At 71.4% G+C, this 19,010-nt stretch carries 17 protein-coding genes; 10 read left to right on the top strand and 7 right to left on the bottom strand.

Going from position 1 to position 19,010, the window contains the following annotated elements; genetic code table 11:
• Nucleotides 1-54 precede the first annotated feature (54 nt).
• From manA to DC434_RS11315, 4 genes are all read left to right on the top strand, one after another.
• A complete protein-coding gene (manA, locus tag DC434_RS11330; RefSeq protein ID WP_116635363.1) occupies nucleotides 55-1,209 on the top strand; it encodes a mannose-6-phosphate isomerase, class I in 1,155 nt (384 codons plus the stop codon).
• A 108-nt stretch (nucleotides 1,210-1,317) separates the two neighbouring features.
• Nucleotides 1,318-1,635, top strand: coding sequence for a WhiB family transcriptional regulator (locus tag DC434_RS11325; RefSeq protein WP_116635434.1), 318 nt, complete (start codon nucleotides 1,318-1,320; stop codon nucleotides 1,633-1,635).
• Between the two features lie 74 nt (nucleotides 1,636-1,709).
• Nucleotides 1,710-4,913 (top strand): glycosyltransferase, encoded by a 3,204-nt coding sequence (locus DC434_RS11320; RefSeq protein ID WP_243408896.1) that lies wholly within the window; start codon nucleotides 1,710-1,712, stop codon nucleotides 4,911-4,913.
• The gene (locus DC434_RS11315) at nucleotides 4,910-6,292 is read left to right on the top strand and encodes a DUF5719 family protein (protein ID WP_116635362.1); all 1,383 of its coding nucleotides are present in this window, start codon (nucleotides 4,910-4,912) and stop codon (nucleotides 6,290-6,292) included. The genes DC434_RS11320 and DC434_RS11315 overlap by 4 nt, the downstream gene beginning before the upstream one ends.
• A gap of 35 nt (nucleotides 6,293-6,327) precedes the next feature.
• Here the strand turns inward: DC434_RS11315 and DC434_RS11310 are convergent, their stop codons facing one another.
• Entirely contained in the window at nucleotides 6,328-6,756 is a 429-nt protein-coding gene (locus DC434_RS11310) for a hypothetical protein (RefSeq protein ID WP_243408895.1), read from the bottom strand.
• A 77-nt stretch (nucleotides 6,757-6,833) separates the two neighbouring features.
• Between DC434_RS11310 and DC434_RS11305 the strand changes: the two genes are divergently transcribed.
• The 5 genes from DC434_RS11305 (at nucleotide 6,834) to ahcY (ending at nucleotide 11,514) form a co-directional block, all read left to right on the top strand.
• Nucleotides 6,834-7,040 (top strand): DUF3499 family protein, encoded by a 207-nt coding sequence (locus DC434_RS11305; protein WP_116635361.1) that lies wholly within the window; start codon nucleotides 6,834-6,836, stop codon nucleotides 7,038-7,040.
• Between the two features lie 101 nt (nucleotides 7,041-7,141).
• Nucleotides 7,142-8,068, top strand: coding sequence for a biotin/lipoyl-binding protein (locus DC434_RS11300; protein ID WP_116635360.1), 927 nt, complete (start codon nucleotides 7,142-7,144; stop codon nucleotides 8,066-8,068).
• Complete coding sequence (locus DC434_RS11295; protein WP_116635359.1) at nucleotides 8,065-8,817, top strand: ABC transporter ATP-binding protein; 753 nt, start codon at nucleotides 8,065-8,067, stop codon at nucleotides 8,815-8,817. Before DC434_RS11300 ends, DC434_RS11295 begins: the two co-directional genes overlap by 4 nt.
• A complete protein-coding gene (locus DC434_RS11290) occupies nucleotides 8,814-10,028 on the top strand; it encodes an ABC transporter permease (protein ID WP_116635358.1) in 1,215 nt (404 codons plus the stop codon). The genes DC434_RS11295 and DC434_RS11290 overlap by 4 nt, the downstream gene beginning before the upstream one ends.
• Before the next feature lie 40 nt (nucleotides 10,029-10,068).
• Nucleotides 10,069-11,514 (top strand): adenosylhomocysteinase, encoded by a 1,446-nt coding sequence (gene ahcY, locus DC434_RS11285; RefSeq protein WP_116635357.1) that lies wholly within the window; start codon nucleotides 10,069-10,071, stop codon nucleotides 11,512-11,514.
• A gap of 30 nt (nucleotides 11,515-11,544) precedes the next feature.
• Here the strand turns inward: ahcY and DC434_RS11280 are convergent, their stop codons facing one another.
• Nucleotides 11,545-12,354 carry an RDD family protein gene (locus DC434_RS11280; protein ID WP_116635356.1) on the bottom strand — a complete coding sequence of 270 codons (810 nt, stop codon included), beginning with the start codon at nucleotides 12,352-12,354 and terminating at the stop codon, nucleotides 11,545-11,547.
• Nucleotides 12,355-12,370: 16 nt separating this feature from the next.
• On the opposite strand from DC434_RS11280, the gene DC434_RS11275 reads away from it, so the two are divergent.
• Complete coding sequence (locus DC434_RS11275) at nucleotides 12,371-13,363, top strand: stage II sporulation protein M (RefSeq protein ID WP_116635355.1); 993 nt, start codon at nucleotides 12,371-12,373, stop codon at nucleotides 13,361-13,363.
• A 15-nt stretch (nucleotides 13,364-13,378) separates the two neighbouring features.
• On the opposite strand, the gene DC434_RS11270 is transcribed toward DC434_RS11275, so the two are convergent.
• From DC434_RS11270 to DC434_RS11250, 5 genes are all read right to left on the bottom strand, one after another.
• Nucleotides 13,379-14,686, bottom strand: a complete 1,308-nt coding sequence (locus DC434_RS11270; RefSeq protein ID WP_116635354.1) for a DUF58 domain-containing protein — start codon at nucleotides 14,684-14,686, stop codon at nucleotides 13,379-13,381.
• The gene (locus tag DC434_RS11265) at nucleotides 14,687-15,610 is read right to left on the bottom strand and encodes a MoxR family ATPase (protein ID WP_243408905.1); all 924 of its coding nucleotides are present in this window, start codon (nucleotides 15,608-15,610) and stop codon (nucleotides 14,687-14,689) included.
• A gap of 99 nt (nucleotides 15,611-15,709) precedes the next feature.
• On the bottom strand, nucleotides 15,710-16,894 hold the full coding sequence (locus tag DC434_RS11260) for a DUF4350 domain-containing protein (RefSeq protein WP_116635352.1): 1,185 nt from the start codon (nucleotides 16,892-16,894) through the stop codon (nucleotides 15,710-15,712).
• Nucleotides 16,891-17,532, bottom strand: a complete 642-nt coding sequence (locus tag DC434_RS11255) for a DUF4129 domain-containing protein (RefSeq protein ID WP_116635351.1) — start codon at nucleotides 17,530-17,532, stop codon at nucleotides 16,891-16,893. Before DC434_RS11255 ends, DC434_RS11260 begins: the two co-directional genes overlap by 4 nt.
• A complete protein-coding gene (locus DC434_RS11250) occupies nucleotides 17,529-18,986 on the bottom strand; it encodes a glycerophosphoryl diester phosphodiesterase membrane domain-containing protein (RefSeq protein ID WP_116635350.1) in 1,458 nt (485 codons plus the stop codon). Before DC434_RS11250 ends, DC434_RS11255 begins: the two co-directional genes overlap by 4 nt.
• Nucleotides 18,987-19,010 lie beyond the last annotated feature (24 nt).

The raw sequence follows: 19,010 nt of genomic DNA, 5'->3' as shown, positions 1-19,010 counted from the left end.
GCGCCGCGCTTCGTGCGTCCCTGAGCGCCTCCGCACGGCTCTACGCTGGGATCCATGCTGCTCAGCCTCACGAACGCGCCCCGCGACTACGCCTGGGGATCCGACTCCCTGCTCGCCGAGCTCGAGGGCCGCACGCCCTCGGGCGCGCCGGAGGCCGAGGTCTGGTTCGGCGACCATCCCGGCGACCCGGCGGATGTGGAGGGCGGCGGCACGCTCGATCAGATCACGGGGGGCTCGCTCCCGTACCTGCTGAAGCTGCTCGCGGCCGGTCGGCCGCTCTCGATCCAGGTGCATCCGACGATCTCGCAGGCGCGCGAGGGGTGGTCGCGGGAGGACGGTCTCGCGGCGGACGACCCGCGGCGCAACTATCGGGACGACAACCACAAGCCCGAGCTCATCGTGGCGCTCAGCGACACCTTCGAATCCCTCAGCGGGCTGCGTCCGGTGGAGGGCACCGCGTCGCTGCTCGACGCGCTCGGCGACAGCGCGGGCGTCGAGGCACTCCGCCAGCGGCTGCGCGGCGACGGCGACGTCCTCCGCGCGGTGATCGGGTGGCTGCTCGGCGGTGAGGCGCAGACCGAGGTCGACGACATCATCGAGGCCGTGCGCACCGCGGCCGCGGCGGACGCGGGGGAGTGGAACGGCACGCTCCGGGCGATCGCCGGTGTGGCGGAGCACTACCCGGGGGACCCCGGTGTCGTCGTGGCCCTGCTGATGAACCACGTGGTCCTGCGGCGCGGAGAAGGCGTCTTCCTGCGCGCCGGCCTGCTGCACGCGTACCTCTCGGGGCTCGGAGTCGAGATCATGGCCGCGAGCGACAATGTGCTCCGCGGCGGTCTCACCCCCAAGCGCATCGACGTGCCGGAGCTGCTGTCGATCCTCGACACCTCCGCCGGCGAGGTGCCGGTGCTGCGTCCCTCAGGGGACAGCGGCAGCACGGTCTATCCGGTGCCGATCGCCGACTTCGCCCTCGAGCGGGTCTCGCTGGGCGGTGCGCCGCTCACCCGGGACGTCGCCGGCCCGACGATGGTGCTCGCGACCGCGGGCGACGTCACCGTCGCCTCCGCCGCGGGAGAGGCCCGACGCATCGCCGTCGGTGCGGTGGCGTTCGCCACGCCGGATGAGGGCGCGATCACGCTGTCCGGAGCCGGCGAGGTGTTCATCGCGTCGCCCGGGCGCGACACGCCGATGCGCGACCAAGAACTTTAAACAGCGGCTTGAGGGTTTACGATCCGCGACTTGACCGGAGCGAATGACACGGGTGTAATTAGTGTGAGCACGGCCCGCCGGGGGGCGGAGACAGGGTTGGAGATCGAGATGACGGGATACCGTTCCGACGTACCGGAGAACTGGTTCGTCGATCCGATCAACCTCGGAGTGCCGGGGGTTCGGAAGCCGAACGCCGAAGACGACAACGCCCTCGCCTGGCAGAGCGACGCTCTCTGCTCGCAGACCGATCCCGAGGCCTTCTTCCCGGAGAAGGGCGGATCCACGCGAGACGCCAAGCGCATCTGCACCACGTGCGATGTCCGAGGGGAATGCCTCGAGTACGCGCTCAACAACGACGAGCGCTTCGGAATCTGGGGCGGACTCTCCGAGCGCGAGCGCCGCAAGCTCAAGCGTCGCGCGAGCTGATCGCATCCGGCTTCGCGGGCGCGCCGCGTCCACTGCTCCAGAGGCGCGGATCGCGCGCTTAGGCTGACCACGTCATGCCAGCCCGAGTTCACGCCATCATCGTCGCGCGCCCCGGATCCTCTGCCCGCGCGCAGCTCCTCCGCACTCTCGACGCCGTCCGGTCCCAGACGACACCTCCTGCCGCGGTGACCCTCGTCATGTGCGGCGATGCGACGACCGCTCGCGAGAGCGAGACGGTCGCCGGCACGGTCGAGGGCATCATCGAGGCGCGCGCGACGACGTCGTTCGCCGAGGCCGTGGAACTCGCACGCCCCCGCGTCGCCGACGGAACCGCGATCTGGCTCCTCGGCCAGGACACCGCACCTCACCCGCGCGCCCTCGAGCGGCTCAGCGGGATGCTGGAGCGTTCGCCCTCCGCGGTGATCGTCGCTCCCAAGCTGGTCGCGACCGACAACGAGAGGGAGATCGTCTCGCTCGGCGTGACGATGACGACACTCGGACGCTCGGTCGAACTGGCCGCGGGGGAGCTCGACCAGGGACAGCACGACGGCATGGACGACGTGCTCGGGTCCGACATCCGCGGCATCCTCATCCGGGGCGAGGTCCGCGACGCGCTGCGCCCGGACCCTGCGCTCGCCGGGGCCGATGAAGGTCTCGATCTCGGGGTCCGCGCCCGCCTCGGGGGCGGCCGCGTCGTGCTCGCACCGAGTGCGCGCATCTCGGCGGCTCCGGACGGGCCTGCGGCTCTGCCCTCCGGTGGCTCGCGCCGAGCCTACGTCCGACGTCTCGCACAGCTGCATCGCCGCCTCGCCTACGCCCCGGCGCCGGTGGTGCCCCTGCACTGGCTGGCGCTCCTCCCGCTCGCGCTCTGGCGATCGATCACGCACCTCATCGGCAAGCGACCGGAAGCGGTGATCCCCGAGTGGGCCGCCGCGCTCACCGCGATGCTGCGCGTCAACGCCGTCGCACGCTCGCGTGCCCGCATCCGCTCCTTCCGCGCCTCCACCTGGGCGAGCATCGCTCCACTGCGGGTCACGTCGTCGCAGCTGCGTCGCCGTCTCGACGACGGACACGGCAGCGAGGGCGGTGCTGTCAGCGAGCTGCGCTTCTTCTCCGGCGGCGGCGCGTGGGCCGTGCTGGCCGCGCTGGTGGTGAGCATCGCCTCCTTCACCACGGTGCTGGCATGGCCGACCGTCGGCGGCGGAGCACTGCTGCCCCTGCGGGACACGGTGTCCGCTCTGTGGAGCGATGCGGCCTGGGGGCTCCGCGGCGTCGGTCTCGATCTGGTCGGCCCCGCCGATCCGTTCGCCGGAGTCGTCGCCATCCTCGGCACGCTCTGGCCGGCCGGTCCCTCCTTCACGCTCGTGCTGCTCTGGATCCTCGCCCTTCCGCTCGCTGTTCTCGGGGGATGGTTCGCAGCCACGCGCGTCACCGACCGTGCGGGTCTCCGGATCTTCGCCGGCGTGGCCTGGGCGATGGCGCCGACCTTCCTGACGGCGCTCGTCGACGGACGGCCGAGCGCCGTGCTCGTGCATCTCCTGCTTCCCTGGCTCTTCCACGCGGCTGTCGTCGCGCACCGGTCCTGGGGAGCTGCGGGCGCCGCCTCGCTCCTGCTCGCCGCGGTCGTCGCGTGCGCGCCGTCGCTGGCGCCCGCGTTGGCGCTGCTCTGGGTCGTCGCGATCGGCATCACGCTCGCGACGGCGCAGTTCCGCGGCGCCGGCCGGCAGCTCTGGCTCCCGCTTCCGACGGCGCTGCTGTTCGCGCCGCTCATCTTCTGGCAGGTCGCGCACGGCTCGCCGCTCGCACTGCTCGGCGATCCCGGATTCATCTGGGCCGGCCCGCAGGCGAGCGCCGACGCCGCCGGGCGCCTCGCACTCGCGACCGGGTTCCCGACGAGCGACTTCGCCGGGTGGACGGTCTTCGCTCCGGCCGTGATCGGCAGCTGGGCGCCACTGCTGTGCGCTCCGATCGCCCTGCTCGCTCTCGCCGCCGCGGTCGCCCCCCGCTGGCGCGCCGGCATCACGCTCCTCACCGTGACGCTGGCGGGACTCGCGACGGCGTTCCTCGCTGTCGGCATCACCGTGAGCTTCACGCAGGGCAATCCGGTCGCCATCTGGCCCGGTGCCGGTCTCAGCCTCGCGTGGATCGGTCTCGTGGGCGCGGCGCTGGTCACGCTGGACACCGCGCTCACCCTGCCACGACTCCGCCTGGTCGCCACCTCGATCGCGGCCGTCGCGCTCGTGGTGTGCGCGGTGCCGGCCCTCACGGCGTTCCACCTCGACCGGTCGGCCCTGACGAACGGCCCGACCTCGACGCTGCCGGCCTATGTCGCGGCGCAGGCCGCCGGGGATCAGCAGATCGCCACCCTGGTCCTCACACCTCAGGATGACGGCGGCCTGGCCGTCGATGTCGCCTGGGGAGCGAGTGAGACTCTCGGAGCCCAGTCGACCATGATGACCACCGCCGTCGAACCGCAGGGGACCGACATCACCACGCTCGCCGTCGACCTGCTCTCGGCTCGCGACTTCGATGCTCCGGGTGAACTGGCGAAGCAGGGCATCAGCTATGTGCTGCTCGCTCAGCTCCCCGGAGGACAGAGCGACAAGGCGCGTGCGCTGGGGACGACGGCCGTCACCTCGATCGACCAGCGTCCCGGTTTCGTGCACGCCGGCACCACGGAGCGCGGCGTGCTGTGGCGGCTGGAGGCCGACGCGGCAGCACCGGAGGCGCTGACGCAGACCCAGCAGGGCACGGCGCGCCTGGTGATCACCCTGCAGCTCGTGTTCGTCTTCGCCGCCCTGCTGCTGTCCGTCCCGACGCGCGCATCGCGCCGCGCCGCTCGCTCGCAGTCCCGCATCGTCGGCCGGGTTCCCGAGGAGCCGCTCGTGCTCCCGCGGCACGCGGAGGATCGGGAGGACGACGACGCCGGGATCGCGGAGGCGACCGTGCCGACCGTCGCGACCGGCGAGACCGAGGACGCGATCTCCGACGATCCGCTCGTCGGTGTGGAATCACCCGACGAGGCGCCGGGGCCCGAGGACGAGGCGATCTCCGACGAAGCATCCGCTCCCTCCGACGAGGAATCGTCGGCGGACGAGGTTCCTTCGGACGAGGATGTGCGCTCTGATGAGGAGGCTGCCTCTGATGAGGGGGCTGCCTCTGATGCCTCGGCCTCCGAGCAGCCGTCACCGTCCGACGACGCAGTGCCGTCCGACGAGGCAGTGCCATCCGCCGATGCGGCGTCGCCCGCCGATGCCGCCGAGGAGGACAACCGATGAACGGCACCCGTGCTTTCCGAGTCGCCGCCACCAGCGCCCGCCTCATCACCGGGGTCGCGGTCGCGGTCGCGTGCACGGTCGGTGTCCTCGCGGCGATCCATGCGCCGTGGCCCGAGATCAGCCACGACCCCGCCCAGGTCCAGGTCACACCGCTGCCCGGCGACACCGTCCTCGTCTGCAACGGCGATCTGCGCGCGCTCGGGCGGGACTCGTCGGCCCCTCTGGACATGCGCTCCGCCGCATCGCCGACCCTCACCGACGCCGGCACCTCGGGTCGTCCGTCGACCACGACGCTCGAGAGCCCTGACCTGCCGGATGCCGGCGAGGTCCGCGTGCTCACCGGCACGGTCGAGGGCCGCACCGCGCCGCTGATCGCGGCGGCGGAGTCCGTGACCATCGCGGAAGATGACCTCGCGGGGTTCGCCGCCCTGGCGTGCGGCGAACCCCGCCTCGAGTCCTGGCTCGTCGGCGGGAGCGTCGGCACCGGTACCGAGGACATCGTGACCCTGGCCAATGCCGGGAAGGTTCCGACCACGGTGACGCTGTCCGTCTACGGCACCACGCGCAGCGCGCGCACCGTGGTGGTGCCGGCCGGCACGCAGCTCGCTCTTCCCCTCTCGTCGATCGCGGCCGGGAACGACGCCCCGGTCGTCAAGGTCAACGCGGTGGGCGCGCCGGTGCGTGCCGTCCTGCAGTCCTCCCTCGTGCGGGTTCTCGATCCCGCCGGCATCGATCTGCAGGACGCGGTGGCGGGTGCGCAGCAGAACCTCGTGTTCTCCGGAGTGCAGTCGTTCCCCGTCGAGGGCGACGAGGCGGACATGAACGTCATGCGGCTCCTCTCTCCGGACGCGGACGGGCAGGCCCGCATCGTCGTGCGGGCCACCGGGTCACGCGACGTGGCGAACGAGTTCACCGTCCCGCTGTCGTCCGCGACCCCGGCCGACGTCTCGCTGAGCGGACTGGCACCCGGTACGTACTCGGTCGAGGTGGAGGCCGACGTCGCCGTGGTGGCTGCCGTGCGTCAGCAGGACGGCGCCGGCCTGGGATCCGACTTCGCCTGGGTGACCCCGGCTCCTGAGATCGATGCCGACGTCCTCGTCGCCGTCCCCGAGGGACCGACGGCGCAGCTGCAGATCACGAACACCGCGGACGAGGATGCCACGGTGTCGCTCGAGCCTGCAGACGGGGGCGGCGCCGAGGAGATCGTCGTCCGGGCGGGAGAGTCGGTGAGTGCCGACGTGGAGCCGGGGACGACGTACCTGCTGCGGACGTCGGCCACGGTTCACGCCGCCGTCACGATGACGGAGCCGGGCGCACTCGCGGTGCTGCCCGTGCAGGCCGGCGCCGGGGCCGAGCAGACGATCACCGTCTACCCCTGACGTCGAGTGCCGGCGTTCCCTGAGCGGGGACGCGGTCAGTGGTCGTGGCCGAGATCCCAGGGCTCTCGCCCGACGTACTCGGCCGCCGCGCGGAACACCGCGCTCTCGATCGCCATCCGGCGATGCGCCGCGTCATCGTGACCGGGTGGCAGGAGACGTTCGATCGGCAGGCGGAACAGCACGATCCGACGGTTCTCACGGTCGAGGTGCCAGCGCGGCACCTCGTCGGTGGCGTCGAAGGCCGGGATCGCACCGATCTCGAATCGCACCTCCTGGAGTTCCGGCCAGGTGCCGCGGAGGAACTCGACAGCGGTGCCCACGGTCAGGTCGAATCGGTCGAGTCGGCCGTCGAGGGGAGCAAGAGGAGGTCGGACGACCTCGCTGCGTCCGAGCCGCCCGTGACGCCCGTGCCGTGCTCCGCGCCGAGGGGCTGCGGAGGTGCGAGCGGATCGGCGACGGGGCATGACGAAAGTCTAAGCGGTGCCGCTGCGCGCGGCGCGGCATCCGGCGGCCGGCACTGCGGCACCGTACTGTTGCGTTGATGGACGGACGACTCTGCTCGAAGGTCGGCTGCGCGCGAGAAGCGGTGGCCACGCTCACCTACGACTACCGCGATCAGATGGCGGCACTCGGACCGCTCGGCGCGGCGAACGATCCGCAGGCGCACGACCTGTGCTCTCCGCACGCGGACCGCATGTCGGTCCCGTCCGGCTGGATCGTCGTCCGGCACGAGGCCCTTCGCGCCTGACCGCATCCCGACGACACGCGGGAGAGGTCGCGATGACCGGAGAGGGCGTCTGAGTACTCTGGCCGCGGGCCCGTCAGAGCGGCGCGTTCGGAAAGGCTGCCGTGATCGTCTGGCGTCGCTGGATCTTCCCCCTCCTCCTCGTGCTCGTGTTCGGAGCGTGCGCCGCGGCGCTCGTCAAGATCGCCTTCTTCCCCGACCGCGCCGAGAGCGTCGTCAGCCCGGAGGCGGGGATCACGGATCCCGTCGTGGCGGTGGAGCGTGGTTCTGTCGTCAACGCGCTGAGCCTGAGCGGGAACGTCGCGCGGGATGACAAGTACGGTGTGCGGAGCGAGCTGAACGGCACGGTCACGGCCGTCCATGTCGGGGAAGGAGCCACGGTCGCGGCGGGGCAGGCGCTCTTCACCGTGCGCAAGGAGGACCCCCGCGCGGACATCGACGTGCTCGCTCCGGAGGGCGGCGACGTGTCGGAGATCGCCCTGGTCAAGGGGCAGACGGTATCCGTCGGCACCGAGTCCTACACCCTCACCCCGGCGCGCTATCACCTGCTGGCCACCGTGGAGCCCGTCCAGCTGTACCGCCTGGTGAACGCGCCGACCGAGGGCACCGTGACGATCGCCGGCGGCCCGGCACCCTTCGTCTGCACGGGCGTGGGGGTGCAGGTCAGCGCTGAGGGCACGGCGAGCGTCCGCTGCGCCATCCCCGGCGATCAGACGGTCTTCGCCGGTCTTCCCGCGACCATGGATCTCGCCCTCGGCCAGGTCGAGGACGCGCTCGTGATCCCCGTCACGGCCGTGCAGGGCGGCGCCGGAACCGGGAACGTCTGGGTCGATGCCGGCGACGGCACCGAGCCGGAGGAACGCGCGGTGAAGCTCGGGGTCAACGACGGCGTCATGGTCGAGGTCGTCGAGGGGCTCGAGGAGGGCGACAGCATCCGGCAGTTCGTGCCGGGGTTCGTGGCTCCGGTCGAGGAGTTCTGCTACGAGGTCTCTCCCGGGGTCGAGCAGTGCGACAGCGGGATGAACTGGTGACGCTCGTCGCTCTGCAGGACGTCGAGAAGAGCGTGCTGCTGGCCGACGACTCGCGGCTCGAGATCCTCCGCGGCATCGATCTCGAGGTGAGCGCAGGAGACCACGTCTCGATCGTCGGCCGCTCCGGCTCGGGCAAGTCCACACTGCTCAACATCCTCGGCATGCTCGACGCGCCCACGTCCGGCACCGTCGCCTTCGAGGGCCGCGAGGTGCGCCGCATGCGTTCGGGACGGCTCGACCGGCTGCGGGGCGACAACGTCGGGTTCGTGTTCCAGCAGTTCAATCTGCTGCCGGGACGCACCGCGATCGACAACGTCATGATGCCTCTCGGCCACGCGAAGGGGCGGATGTTCTGGAACCGTCGGCAGATCGCCGCGGACATGCTGGAGCGCGTGGGGCTCGGGCATCGCGTCGACCAGGTCGCTGATCGGCTGTCGGGCGGTGAGCAGCAGCGCGTCGCGATCGCCCGCGCTCTGGTGCGCAGGCCCGTGCTGATCCTCGCAGACGAGCCCACCGGTGCGCTCGACATCGACACCGGAGCGTCCGTCATGTCGCTCCTCGACGAGGTGGCCACCGAGACGGAGGCGGCGCTGGTCACGATCACGCACGACCTGCACGTCGCCGCGCGCGCACGGCGCCACTACCGACTGGATGCCGGAGCTCTCGCACCGGCCGACCTCGGTCGGGCCTTCGAGGCGTCCACGCTCGCCGCAGCGGTGCCGGCCCCGCCGGACGGAGCGCGCGCGTGACCGGCTTCCTCGGTGCGCTCGCCGACGCCTGGGCCGAGATCCGCGTCCACAAGCTCCGCGTCCTCCTCAGCCTGATCGGCATCGCCGTCTCCGTCGGCGCCCTCACCGCGGTCGTCGCGATCTCCGAGTATCAGCGCCAGTACCAGGCCGAGCAGTCCGATCGCTGGGGCGGCAGGGCGGCGACCATCGTCGTCGGCGTGAGCGGAGACGAGGGCGCCCCGGTCGACATAGACGACTTCGACGAGCGCTTCGCACGAGTCGGCGAGCGATTCTCCTTCAGCCATACCGCGCGCATCGTGCAGGGGATGACCGTGGGAATCCGGCTCCCGGAGGGCATCACCGACGTCAACGCACGACTGATGGATCCGGTGTACTCGGAGATCCATCGCGAGAAGCTCCTGGAGGGTCGCTGGCTTCGCGACTCCGACATCGAGGCGCTGGCACCCGCGGCCGTCATCTCCGAGCCGCTGTGGGACCGCATCGGGCGCGTGCCGCTCGCCGAGCATCCGATCGTGACGCTCACTGGGGCGGGCGGCGGCACCTACCAGGTCGTCGGCGTGGTCCCGCGGCAGGGATTCGGCGACGAGGAGCTCCGCATCGATCTGCTGTACGACGCGTACCGCGAGCGCGTCGACGCGCTCCCCGAGGACGCCTGGTCGCAGTACGAGATCTGGGTCGGCCCGGAACAGGCGAACGAGATCGGTCCGGTGCTCGCGATGGACCTGCGTGCCGGGCTCCCCGAGGGACAGACGGTCTCGGTGAGCCGGTCGGACTGGGCTGCTCAGCCGGGGACGATGGACGCGCAGGCGACCTTCGAGATGGTGACGGGCGGCATCGCCGCCGTGATCCTCGCCCTCGGCGCGCTGAGCCTCATCAACATCCAGCTCGTGGCGATGCGTCAGCGCGTGCGCGAGATCGGCGTCCGACGTGCGTTCGGAGCGAGTTCGGGACGGGTGTTCTTCTCGGTGTTCCTGGAGAGCCTCGTGGCCACGACCGTCGCGGGAGCGATCGGGATCGCGATCATCGTCGCCGTGCTCCGCTCGGACTGGCTGCTCACGACGATGTTCATCGGGATGCAGGATGTGCCGCCGTTCCCGATGCGGGCGGCGGTGATCGGCCTCGTCGCCTCGGTCATCGTCGGTGCGGTGTCCGGCTTCATCCCCGCCCTCGTCGCGCTGCGGGTGAAGGTGATCGACGCGATCCGCTTCTGACACATGGCGGTCCGCCGCGGGGGACTGGAACAATGGGGGCATGCCAGAGCTCGAGTACCGCGTCGCCGACCTGTCCCTCGCCGAAGCCGGCCGTCACCAGCTGCGACTCGCGGAGAACGAGATGCCTGGCCTCATGGCGCTCCGGGAGGAGTTCGGCGCGGCGCAGCCCTTGACGGGCGCCCGCATCGCCGGGTCCCTGCACATGACCGTGCAGACCGCGGTGCTGATCGAGACGCTCGTCGCGCTCGGTGCGCAGGTGCGCTGGGCCAGCTGCAACATCTTCTCCACGCAGGACGAGGCCGCGGCCGCGGTGGTGGTCGGGCCCGACGGAACGGTCGACGCCCCCGCCGGCGTGCCCGTCTTCGCCTGGAAGGGTGAGAGCCTCGAGGAGTACTGGGCCTGCACCGAGCGCATCTTCGACTGGTCCGCCGAGGGCTTCGACGGTCCGAACCTGGTCCTCGACGACGGCGGCGACGCCACACTGCTCGTGCACAAGGGCGCGGAATCCGAGAAGGCGGGCGCTGTTCCCGCCACGACAGCGGACGACTCGCACGAGTACACGATCATCCTCGACCTGCTGCGTCGTTCGCTCGCCTCGTCGCCGGACCGCTGGACCAAGGTCGCCGCTGGTCTCCTCGGCGTCACGGAGGAGACCACGACGGGCGTGCACCGCCTGTACGAGCTCGCAGCGGCCGGCGGACTGCTGTTCCCGGCCATCAACGTCAACGACTCGGTGACCAAGAGCAAGTTCGACAACAAGTACGGCATCCGCCACTCCCTCCCCGACGGACTGAACCGCGCCACGGACGTGCTCATCGGCGGCAAGGTCGCCTTCGTCTGCGGCTACGGCGACGTCGGCAAGGGAGCGGCCGAGGCGCTGCGCGGACAGGGCGCGCGCGTCATCGTCAGCGAGGTCGATCCGATCTGCGCGCTGCAGGCCGCGATGGACGGCTTCCAGGTGGCGCGGCTGCTCGATGTGGCCGGCGAGGTCGACATCGTCGTGACCGGCACGGGGAACCGCGACGTGGTCACCACCGAGCACCTGCAGGCGCTGAAGCACCTGGCGATCGTCGCGAACGTCGGCCACTTCGACAACGAGATCGACATGGCGGGGCTCGAGGCGCTGCCCGGCGCGGAGAAGATCGAGATCAAGCCGCAGGTGCACGAATGGCGGATGCCGAACGGTCGCAGCGTGCTCGTCCTCAGCGAGGGACGCCTGATGAACCTCGGCAACGCCACCGGCCACCCATCGTTCGTGATGAGCGCGTCGTTCACGAATCAGGTGCTGGCGCAGCTCGAGCTGTTCACGAACATCGAGGCGTATCCGACCGGCGTGTACACGCTGCCGAAGGCACTGGACGAGAAGGTCGCGCGCCTGCACCTCGACGCCCTGGGCGTGCAGCTGACCACCTTGACCGACGGACAGGCCGCATACATCGGGGTTCCCGTCGACGGGCCCTACAAGCTCGATCACTACCGCTACTGAGCGCGCGGCGCGGCGGGTGACGAGAGCCGCTCAGACCCCGACGCGACGACCGGTGAGCTTCTCGGCCCGCCGATCGGAGTTCTCCAGGGCGCGGCGCTCCCGCTCCCTGCGCAGCACGGTGATGCCGATCAGCACGGCCTCCGGATGCGCGGGAGGCATCGGCGACACGTAGGGGGTCGCCTCGGCGAGCAGGTCCTGGGCGACCCTGGCCCGCGCTGCAGGGACCAGGCGAGGAGCGCTCTGCAGGAACTGGGAGATGCGCCGCGCGAGCCGGTCGGGAAGTCGCGCCACGTCGGCGATCTGCGCCCAGCCGCCGAGCTCCGGCGGAAGGACCGGCACGATCGGGATGAGCCGTGGGGTGCGAACACGCTGGCTGTACGTTCCCGCGACCAGATCGCCCAGGCGCTGGGAACGGGAGTTGAAGGCGCCCGTGAGGACGGCGACGCCGCCGAACGTGCCGTAGATCTCCAGCACACCCAGCAGGGCGCGGATGAACGCGTGGCGGAAGCCCGCAGCGCCACCGTCGACACGCACGATCCGCCCGCCGACCGCGAGCTTTCCGAGGCTGCGGCCCTTCGTGGCGACCTCCACGGTGATCGGCAGCACCACGAAGCTGACCACCAGTGCGGCGACCGTCGCGATGCGGTCCGTGGCGTCGTCGAGCACACCGGCGTCGAGCAGCCAGATGCGCAGGAACAGCCACAGGATGAAGACGGCGAACCCGACCACCATGTCGATCAGGGCGCCCAAGGCGCGGAGCAGGAAGCCGACCGGCTGCACGTCGATCGCGACGGCCTCGCCGGAGAGCACCTCGTCGGACGCATCGATCGGGACGGACATGAGTACAGTAAATCAGGTGGATGCCGATGCGCTGTCTGATGCACGCCGCGCCGAATGGGAGCGCTTGGACGAGCTGAGCCGCGCCCGCCTGGACGGGGCGGGTGTCGACGAGCTGATCGTGCGCTACCGCGCGGCGTCCGCGGATCTCGCCGAGCTCAAGACCTCGGTGGGGGAGTCGCCCCAGGGTGCCTACCTCTCCACGATCCTCGTGCGCGCGCGGCTCCGCCTCACCGGGGCCTCGGACAGCATCCTGACGCAGACCGCGCGGTTCTTCAGCCTCCAGCTGCCCGCAGCCCTGTACCGGCTGCGCTGGACCACGGCCATCATCGCCGTGTCGTTCATCGCGATCGGCGTCGGCACCGCCGCGTGGATCGCGAACGATCCGGCGCTCATCGCGACGCTCGGTCCGCCGGATGCGCTCGAACAGTATGCGGACGAGAGCTTCACGGGCTACTACACCGAGAACCCCGCCGCCGAGTTCATGGGGATGGTCTGGACGAACAACGCCTGGATCGCGATGCAGTGCGTGCTCTTCGGCGTGACCGGAATCTGGCCGATCGCCGTGCTCGTGCAGAACGCGATGGGCCTCGGTCTGTCGGGCGCCGTGATGGCCGCGCACGACAAGGCCGATGTCATGCTGCTCTACATCCTCCCGCACGGCATGCTCGAGCTGACCTGCATCTTCGTCGCCGCGGCCGCCGGTCTGCACATCTTCTGGGCCTGGGTCGCGCCAGGGCCCCGCTCCCGCGGCGAGGCGCTCGCGGAAGAGGGCAGGTCGCTGGCGACGGTGGCGCTCGGGCTGGTGTTCGCGCTGTTCCTCGCAGGCCTGGTCGAGGGCTTCATCACCGGCTGGTCGCTGCCCTGGCCGGTGAAGATCGGCATCGGTGCGGCCGCGCTCGCCGTGTTCCTCATCTACATGATCGTGATCGGCGGTCGGGCCCACCGCCGAGGCGCGACCGGCGATCTGGTGGAGTACGAGGCCGGCACCCCGCGACTCGTCGCCGGGTGACCCCGGTCCGACGGATCAGAGCCGGCCGGCGGCCTTGAGCTCGAGGTAGCGGTCGGCGATGCGCGGCGGAAGCTCCTCCGGGTCTGCGGCGATCGCTTCGCCCCCGGCGCGACGGATCGCGTCCGCGACGTTCTCCGCATCCCTGAGCGTGCGCTCGGCAGCCGCGGCGAGATAGATCTCCTCGCGTGAGCCTCGCCGACGGGCGAGATCCGCGATGTCGTCATCCGTCACCGATCCGACCAGCACCGTCGTCGCACGAGACGCGTCGGGGAAGGCACCGAGGAACGCCCTGGCGGACTCCGCGGCGTCCTGCGCGGTGAGCACGACGATGAGCGAGGGGCGGGTCGTGAGCGTGCGGACGGCGGCGAATGCGCCGTGCCAGTCGGTGTCGACCAGACGTGCATGCACCGGGGCCATCGCGTCGGTCATGGCGGGGAGCAGGGCCGTGCCGTCGACGCCGGTGACGCGGCCGCGCACCACACGGTCGTACATCAGCAGGTGCACGTGATCCCCGGCGCGCGAGGCGAGCGCGGCGAGCAGGAGCGCCGCCTCGAGCGAGGCGTCGACGCGCGTGCCGTCGCCCACCCGAGCGGCCGCCGTGCGTCCGGTGTCGATGATGATGACCACGTGACGGTCGCGCTCCGGCCGCCAGGTGCGCAGCATGGTCGTTCCGGCGCGCGCGGTCGCTCGCCAGTCGATCGACCGCACGTCGTCGCCGCGCACGTACTCGCGCAGCGAGTCGAACTCGGTGCCCTGCCCGCGGACCTGGATGCTCGTGTTGCCGTCGAGTTCGCGCAGTCTCGCGAGTCGCGAGGGGAGATGCTTGCGGGAGGAGAAGGCGGGCAGCACACGGATCGCCCCGCGCACTCGGTGCCGCGTCTGCCGACCGGCCAGGCCGAGTGGACCGCGGGAGCGGATCATGACGAACTCGCTCACCAGCTCGCCGCGGCGGCGAGGCAGCAGCGGGATCGCGACCCGTGCGCGTTCCCCGGGAGGGATGCTCAGCTGCGGGCGCGCGGGCGATGCCCCGGCCGTCGGCTGCCAGGCGTCGCGGATCACCGCGTGCAGCGTGCGCTCACCGTGATTCTGCAGGGCGACGCTCACCGGCACCGGCTCGCCGATCCGCGTGCGCTTCGGCACGCGGCGCGTCACCGTGACACTTCGAGGACTGGCCGCGAGGGCGATGTCGATCCCGGTCAGCAGGAGGCAGAGCGCGATCCATCCGCCGAGCACCGCGTACGCCGGATAGCCCGCGAGTCCGGCCAGGACGAGCGGGATCACGCCCACGGCGAGGGCGAGGGCGAGGCGGCCGGTGACGAACACCTAGATCGGCACCCTGGTCTGCTGCACGACCGAGGTGAGCACGGCATCCGCCGACACGCCCTCCATCTGGGCGTCAGGGCGCAGCTGCAGGCGATGGCGCCAGACCGGCACCAGCATGGTCTGGACGTGGTCGGGGGTGACGGCGGAGGAGGCGTTGAGCCATGCCCATGCCTTCGCGGCGGCGAGAAGCCCCGTCGACGCGCGCGGGCTCGCCCCGAGCTCGACGGACGGGGACTGACGCGTCGCCCTGGCGAGATCGACGACGTAGCCGAGGACGTCGTCGGTGACCTCGACGCGCCCCGCGGCCGCCTGCGCCGCGCGGATCTCGTCTGCCGTGACGACGGACTCGACGCCGGTCAGGTCGCGCGGTGAGAAGCCCTCCGCGTGCCGGCGCAGGACGGAGACCTCGGCATCGCGCTCCGGCATCCCGACGACGAGCTTCATGAGGAAGCGGTCGAGCTGCGCCTCGGGCAGCGAGTACGTCCCCTCGTGCTCGATCGGGTTCTGCGTGGCCGCGACGAGGAACGGATCGGGCAGCGGCCGGCTCACGCCGTCAGCGGAGACCTGGCGTTCCTCCATCGCCTCGAGGAGAGCTGCCTGCGTCTTCGGCGGCGTGCGGTTGATCTCGTCGGCGAGCAGGATGTTCGTGAACACCGGGCCCGCACGGAAGTCGAACTCCCCGGTGCGCGCGTCGTACACGAGGGAGCCGGTCACGTCGCCGGGCATGAGGTCGGGCGTGAACTGCACGCGCTTCGTGTCGAGCCCGAGAGCCCGCGCGAACGAGCGCACGACCAGGGTCTTCGCGACACCGGGCACGCCTTCGAGCAGCACGTGCCCTCGGGCGAGCAGCGAGACGAGCAGGCCCGTCACGGTGCCGGCCTGACCGACGACGGCCTTGTCGACCTCGGTGCGCACCCGGTGCATTGCCTGACGCAGCGCGGCGTCGTCGGCGGAGTGGTTGTCAACGGTCACGTGGTGGCCTCGGCTTCCGTGGGGATGGATGGACGGCGGTTCGGATGCGGATCACGACTCGCCCCTGGTGGTGTGCATGCTCGCCTCCACGGCGGCCTCGAGCTCGTCGAGCCGTCGGGCGAGCTCGACGAGGGCGGCGTCGTCTGCGGGGAGCGGGCCCGCGAGCAGCGCCTGCAGCGTGCCGCGGGGGATCCGGAGGCGATCGGATGCCGCGTCGGCGACCTCGTCGGAACCGGCGTGGACCGCGAGCCCGAGGCGGCGGGCGAGACGGCGCTGCGCACCGTCGCGGAGCGCCTGCCCCGCGTGGGGTGCGTCGCCGGCCTTCGCCGTGAGACGCGCGCGCCCGTGCATGGTCTCGGATGCGCGCACGGTCACCGGAAGAGTCTCGGCGACGAGCGGTCCGAAGCGCTGGCCGCGCCAGATCGCGGCGGCGACCCCGGCGGCGAGGAGCAGCAGGATGACGGGCGTGACCCACGGAGGTGTGAGGCTGCCCAGCGTGTCGGGCGACTGGCCCTCGATGTCGGTGTCGCCGAACGACGGCACGTACCAGACGACCCGCTCGGTCTGACCGAGGAGCGCGAGAGCGAGGGCGGCGTTGCCGTTCTCGGCGAGGTAGGCGTTGCTGAAGAGCTTCGTGCCCTCCACGACGAGGACGTCGCGGTCCGCGCGGTCATCGACGAGGACCGCGGCGCCGTCGGCGTCGCCGAAGCAGGCCTCGACGCCGTCGGCGGGGGAGAAGAACCGGTCGGCGCGGATCGTCCCGACCTCGGCGAACTCCGGGACGTCGCACTCCGCATCCGCGGGCGCGGAGCTCCCCGGGGCGTTCTCGCCGATGTCGAGGACGTTCAGCAGGTGCGTGCCCGTCGAGAGGAAGACGATCCGGTCGGCGGGCTCGAGCAGCTCGGCGAGGGCGTCGTCGCTCAGCGTGTAGGGGTTCGTCATCACCAGGGTCGTGTCGTCGCCGACCGCCGCGCGGGCCTCGGCACGGGATCGGGCGACCGACACCTCCACACCCTGGTCGCGCAGGATCTCGGCGAGGGCGAGAGCGCCGGAGTCGTCGCGCCCTTCCGGATCGAGCGTGCCGCGCGCGCCAGGGCCGCTCGCGCTCACGCGGAGGGCGACGAACGCGACGAGCAGGACGAGCGCGACGACGATCACCCATCCCACGATCGTGCGCACGCGCCGGGGTCGGGCGTCTGCGGTGGACTCCGCACTCGCCTGCTCGATCGAGGTCACGCGGGCACCGCCTCGAGGCGTCGCGCGCGCAGTCGCTCATCCGTGGCCGCGAGGTCGCGGTAGCTCTCCTCGGTCGCGGGGTGGCGCAGATAGCGCACGTCGTCGAAGGACACCGCTGCGCGACGCATCGCGCCGGCCTCGTCGGCGAACACCGCGCTGGCCTCCCGGGCGATCGATTGCGCGGTCGCCCCGGGCGCCGGATCGATGAGGTCGCGCTCCAGCAGGCTGCGCGCGATCGCGCGGTAACGGAGGATCGTGGCGGTGTCCCAGTCTCCGTCGCGGGCGCTGCGCTCGGCATCCGCTCTGAGCTGCGCGGCCGTGCGGTCGTCCTGCTCGCCCAGGAGGTCGGTCCGCGCCCGGCGCACGGCCCTCGAGCTCCGCGGGCGTCCCCAGATGATGAGCGCGGTGATGAGTGCCGCGACGATGATCGCCGTCACGATGATGAGCGCCCAGGGCCCGACGTTCGCGCCGTTGTCGGACGTGAAGAGGTCGGCGATGAACCTCCCGATGTCGCGGGCGACGAGATCGAACCAGGTCGGCTTCGCATCGGCGTAGCGGGGATTGGAGAGCTCCTCCTCGGCCCAGCGCCGCGCCTCGTCCCCGTCGGGGACGAACAGATCGTCGGACGGTCGGATCATGCCGTGCCGTCGCCGCTTCCCGGGGCGGCCCAGCCGCCGTCCGCGGGAGTGGCCCACGGGCTGTCGGTCGGAGGCGCCGGAGGGGCGGAGGACGCCGGAGGCGCGGCAGGAGCGGGAGGCGCCGCAGGAGCGGGAGGCGGCGCGGGCGCGAACGCGGCGGGAGGCGCGCCGGCCGGCTGCTGCGGTGCGTACGGCTGTGGCGTGTACGCCGATGGAACGTACGGCGGCGGCGCGGAGGGCTGTCCGGCGTAGGGAGGCATGCCGCCGGGCTGCGCGGCGTACGGCTGCGGCGGGTAGCCCTGCGGAGCCGGCGCCCCGTACGGTGCGTAGCCGGGCGTCTGGGACATCATCACGTGCTCCGGCACCTGCCGGGGAGGAGGAGCGCTGGACACGGCCCGCGACGGATCGACGGCGAAGGGGTCGCCCAGCTGCTCCTCGGTCCAGCCGAGCTCACGACGCTCCACGTGCGAGATGAGCGTCTGATCGAGCCCCTCGTAGCGCATCCGGCAGTCCAGGTACACGAGGGCGGATCCCGTGCTCTGCACGACCAGGGTGATGGCCTGGAGCACGAGGAGCAGGATCTGCGGTGCGATGAGCGTGAAGATGAAGCCGATGACCGCACCGGGCTCGTACTCGCCGGTGGGAGCGACCACGGACCCGAGGAGCGAGCTGAGCATCGCGACGGGGAAGCTCACGACCTGCATCGCCAGACCCATGATGAAGCTGATGAGGAACGTGACGCCGAACGCGACCCAGAACCGGCCGCGCGTGAGGCGCCAGGAACGCACGAGCGCCTCGCGGAAGCGCGCCTTCTCGAGCACGAGGATCGAGGGCACCAGCAGCAGCTTGGTGCTCAGCCAGACGATCAGCGGGATCGAGGCCAGCCCGATGAGCACGACCACCAGCACGATGACCCCGATGAGCTCGACGCTGCCGCCGAGTCCGCCGGCGATGAAGGCCCCGATGATCAGGGCGACGATCGCGAAGAACCCGAACACCGCGATCACCGACAGCGAGGCGAAGCCGGCGAGACGCCAGAACGCGGGCGCCATCTTGCGCCACAGCATCCCGAGCGTCGCCTTCACTCCGATCGACGCGTAGCCGATCTCTGCGGCGACCACTCCCTGCATCATCGCCGTGAAGGCGATCGAGGTCAGACCGACCGCGAGCCCCGCGATGATGTTGATCGCGATCGTGCCGGCGAGCACGGCCTCGAAGTCGGGGGAGGACGGCGACACGGTCTCCAGGCGCGAGAACGTGGTGAAGAGCACCACACCCATCACGCCGGCCGTGGCGACCACGACGACGAGCTGGATCACGACGGCGAAGCCGAAGAGCACCTTCGGGTTGTGCCGGAGGGCAGCGAAGGCCTTCCCCAGCAGCATCCCGAAGGTCAGCGGATGAAGGGGGATGACACCCTTCTTCGGGGCAGGGGTCCACGTCGCACCACTCACAGCACTCCCTCCATCGAGCGCTCC

The organism is Microbacterium sp. TPD7012, from assembly GCF_003075395.1.
GTDB lineage: Bacteria > Actinomycetota > Actinomycetes > Actinomycetales > Microbacteriaceae > Microbacterium.
This window is presented reverse-complemented; position numbering and strand designations above follow the sequence as displayed.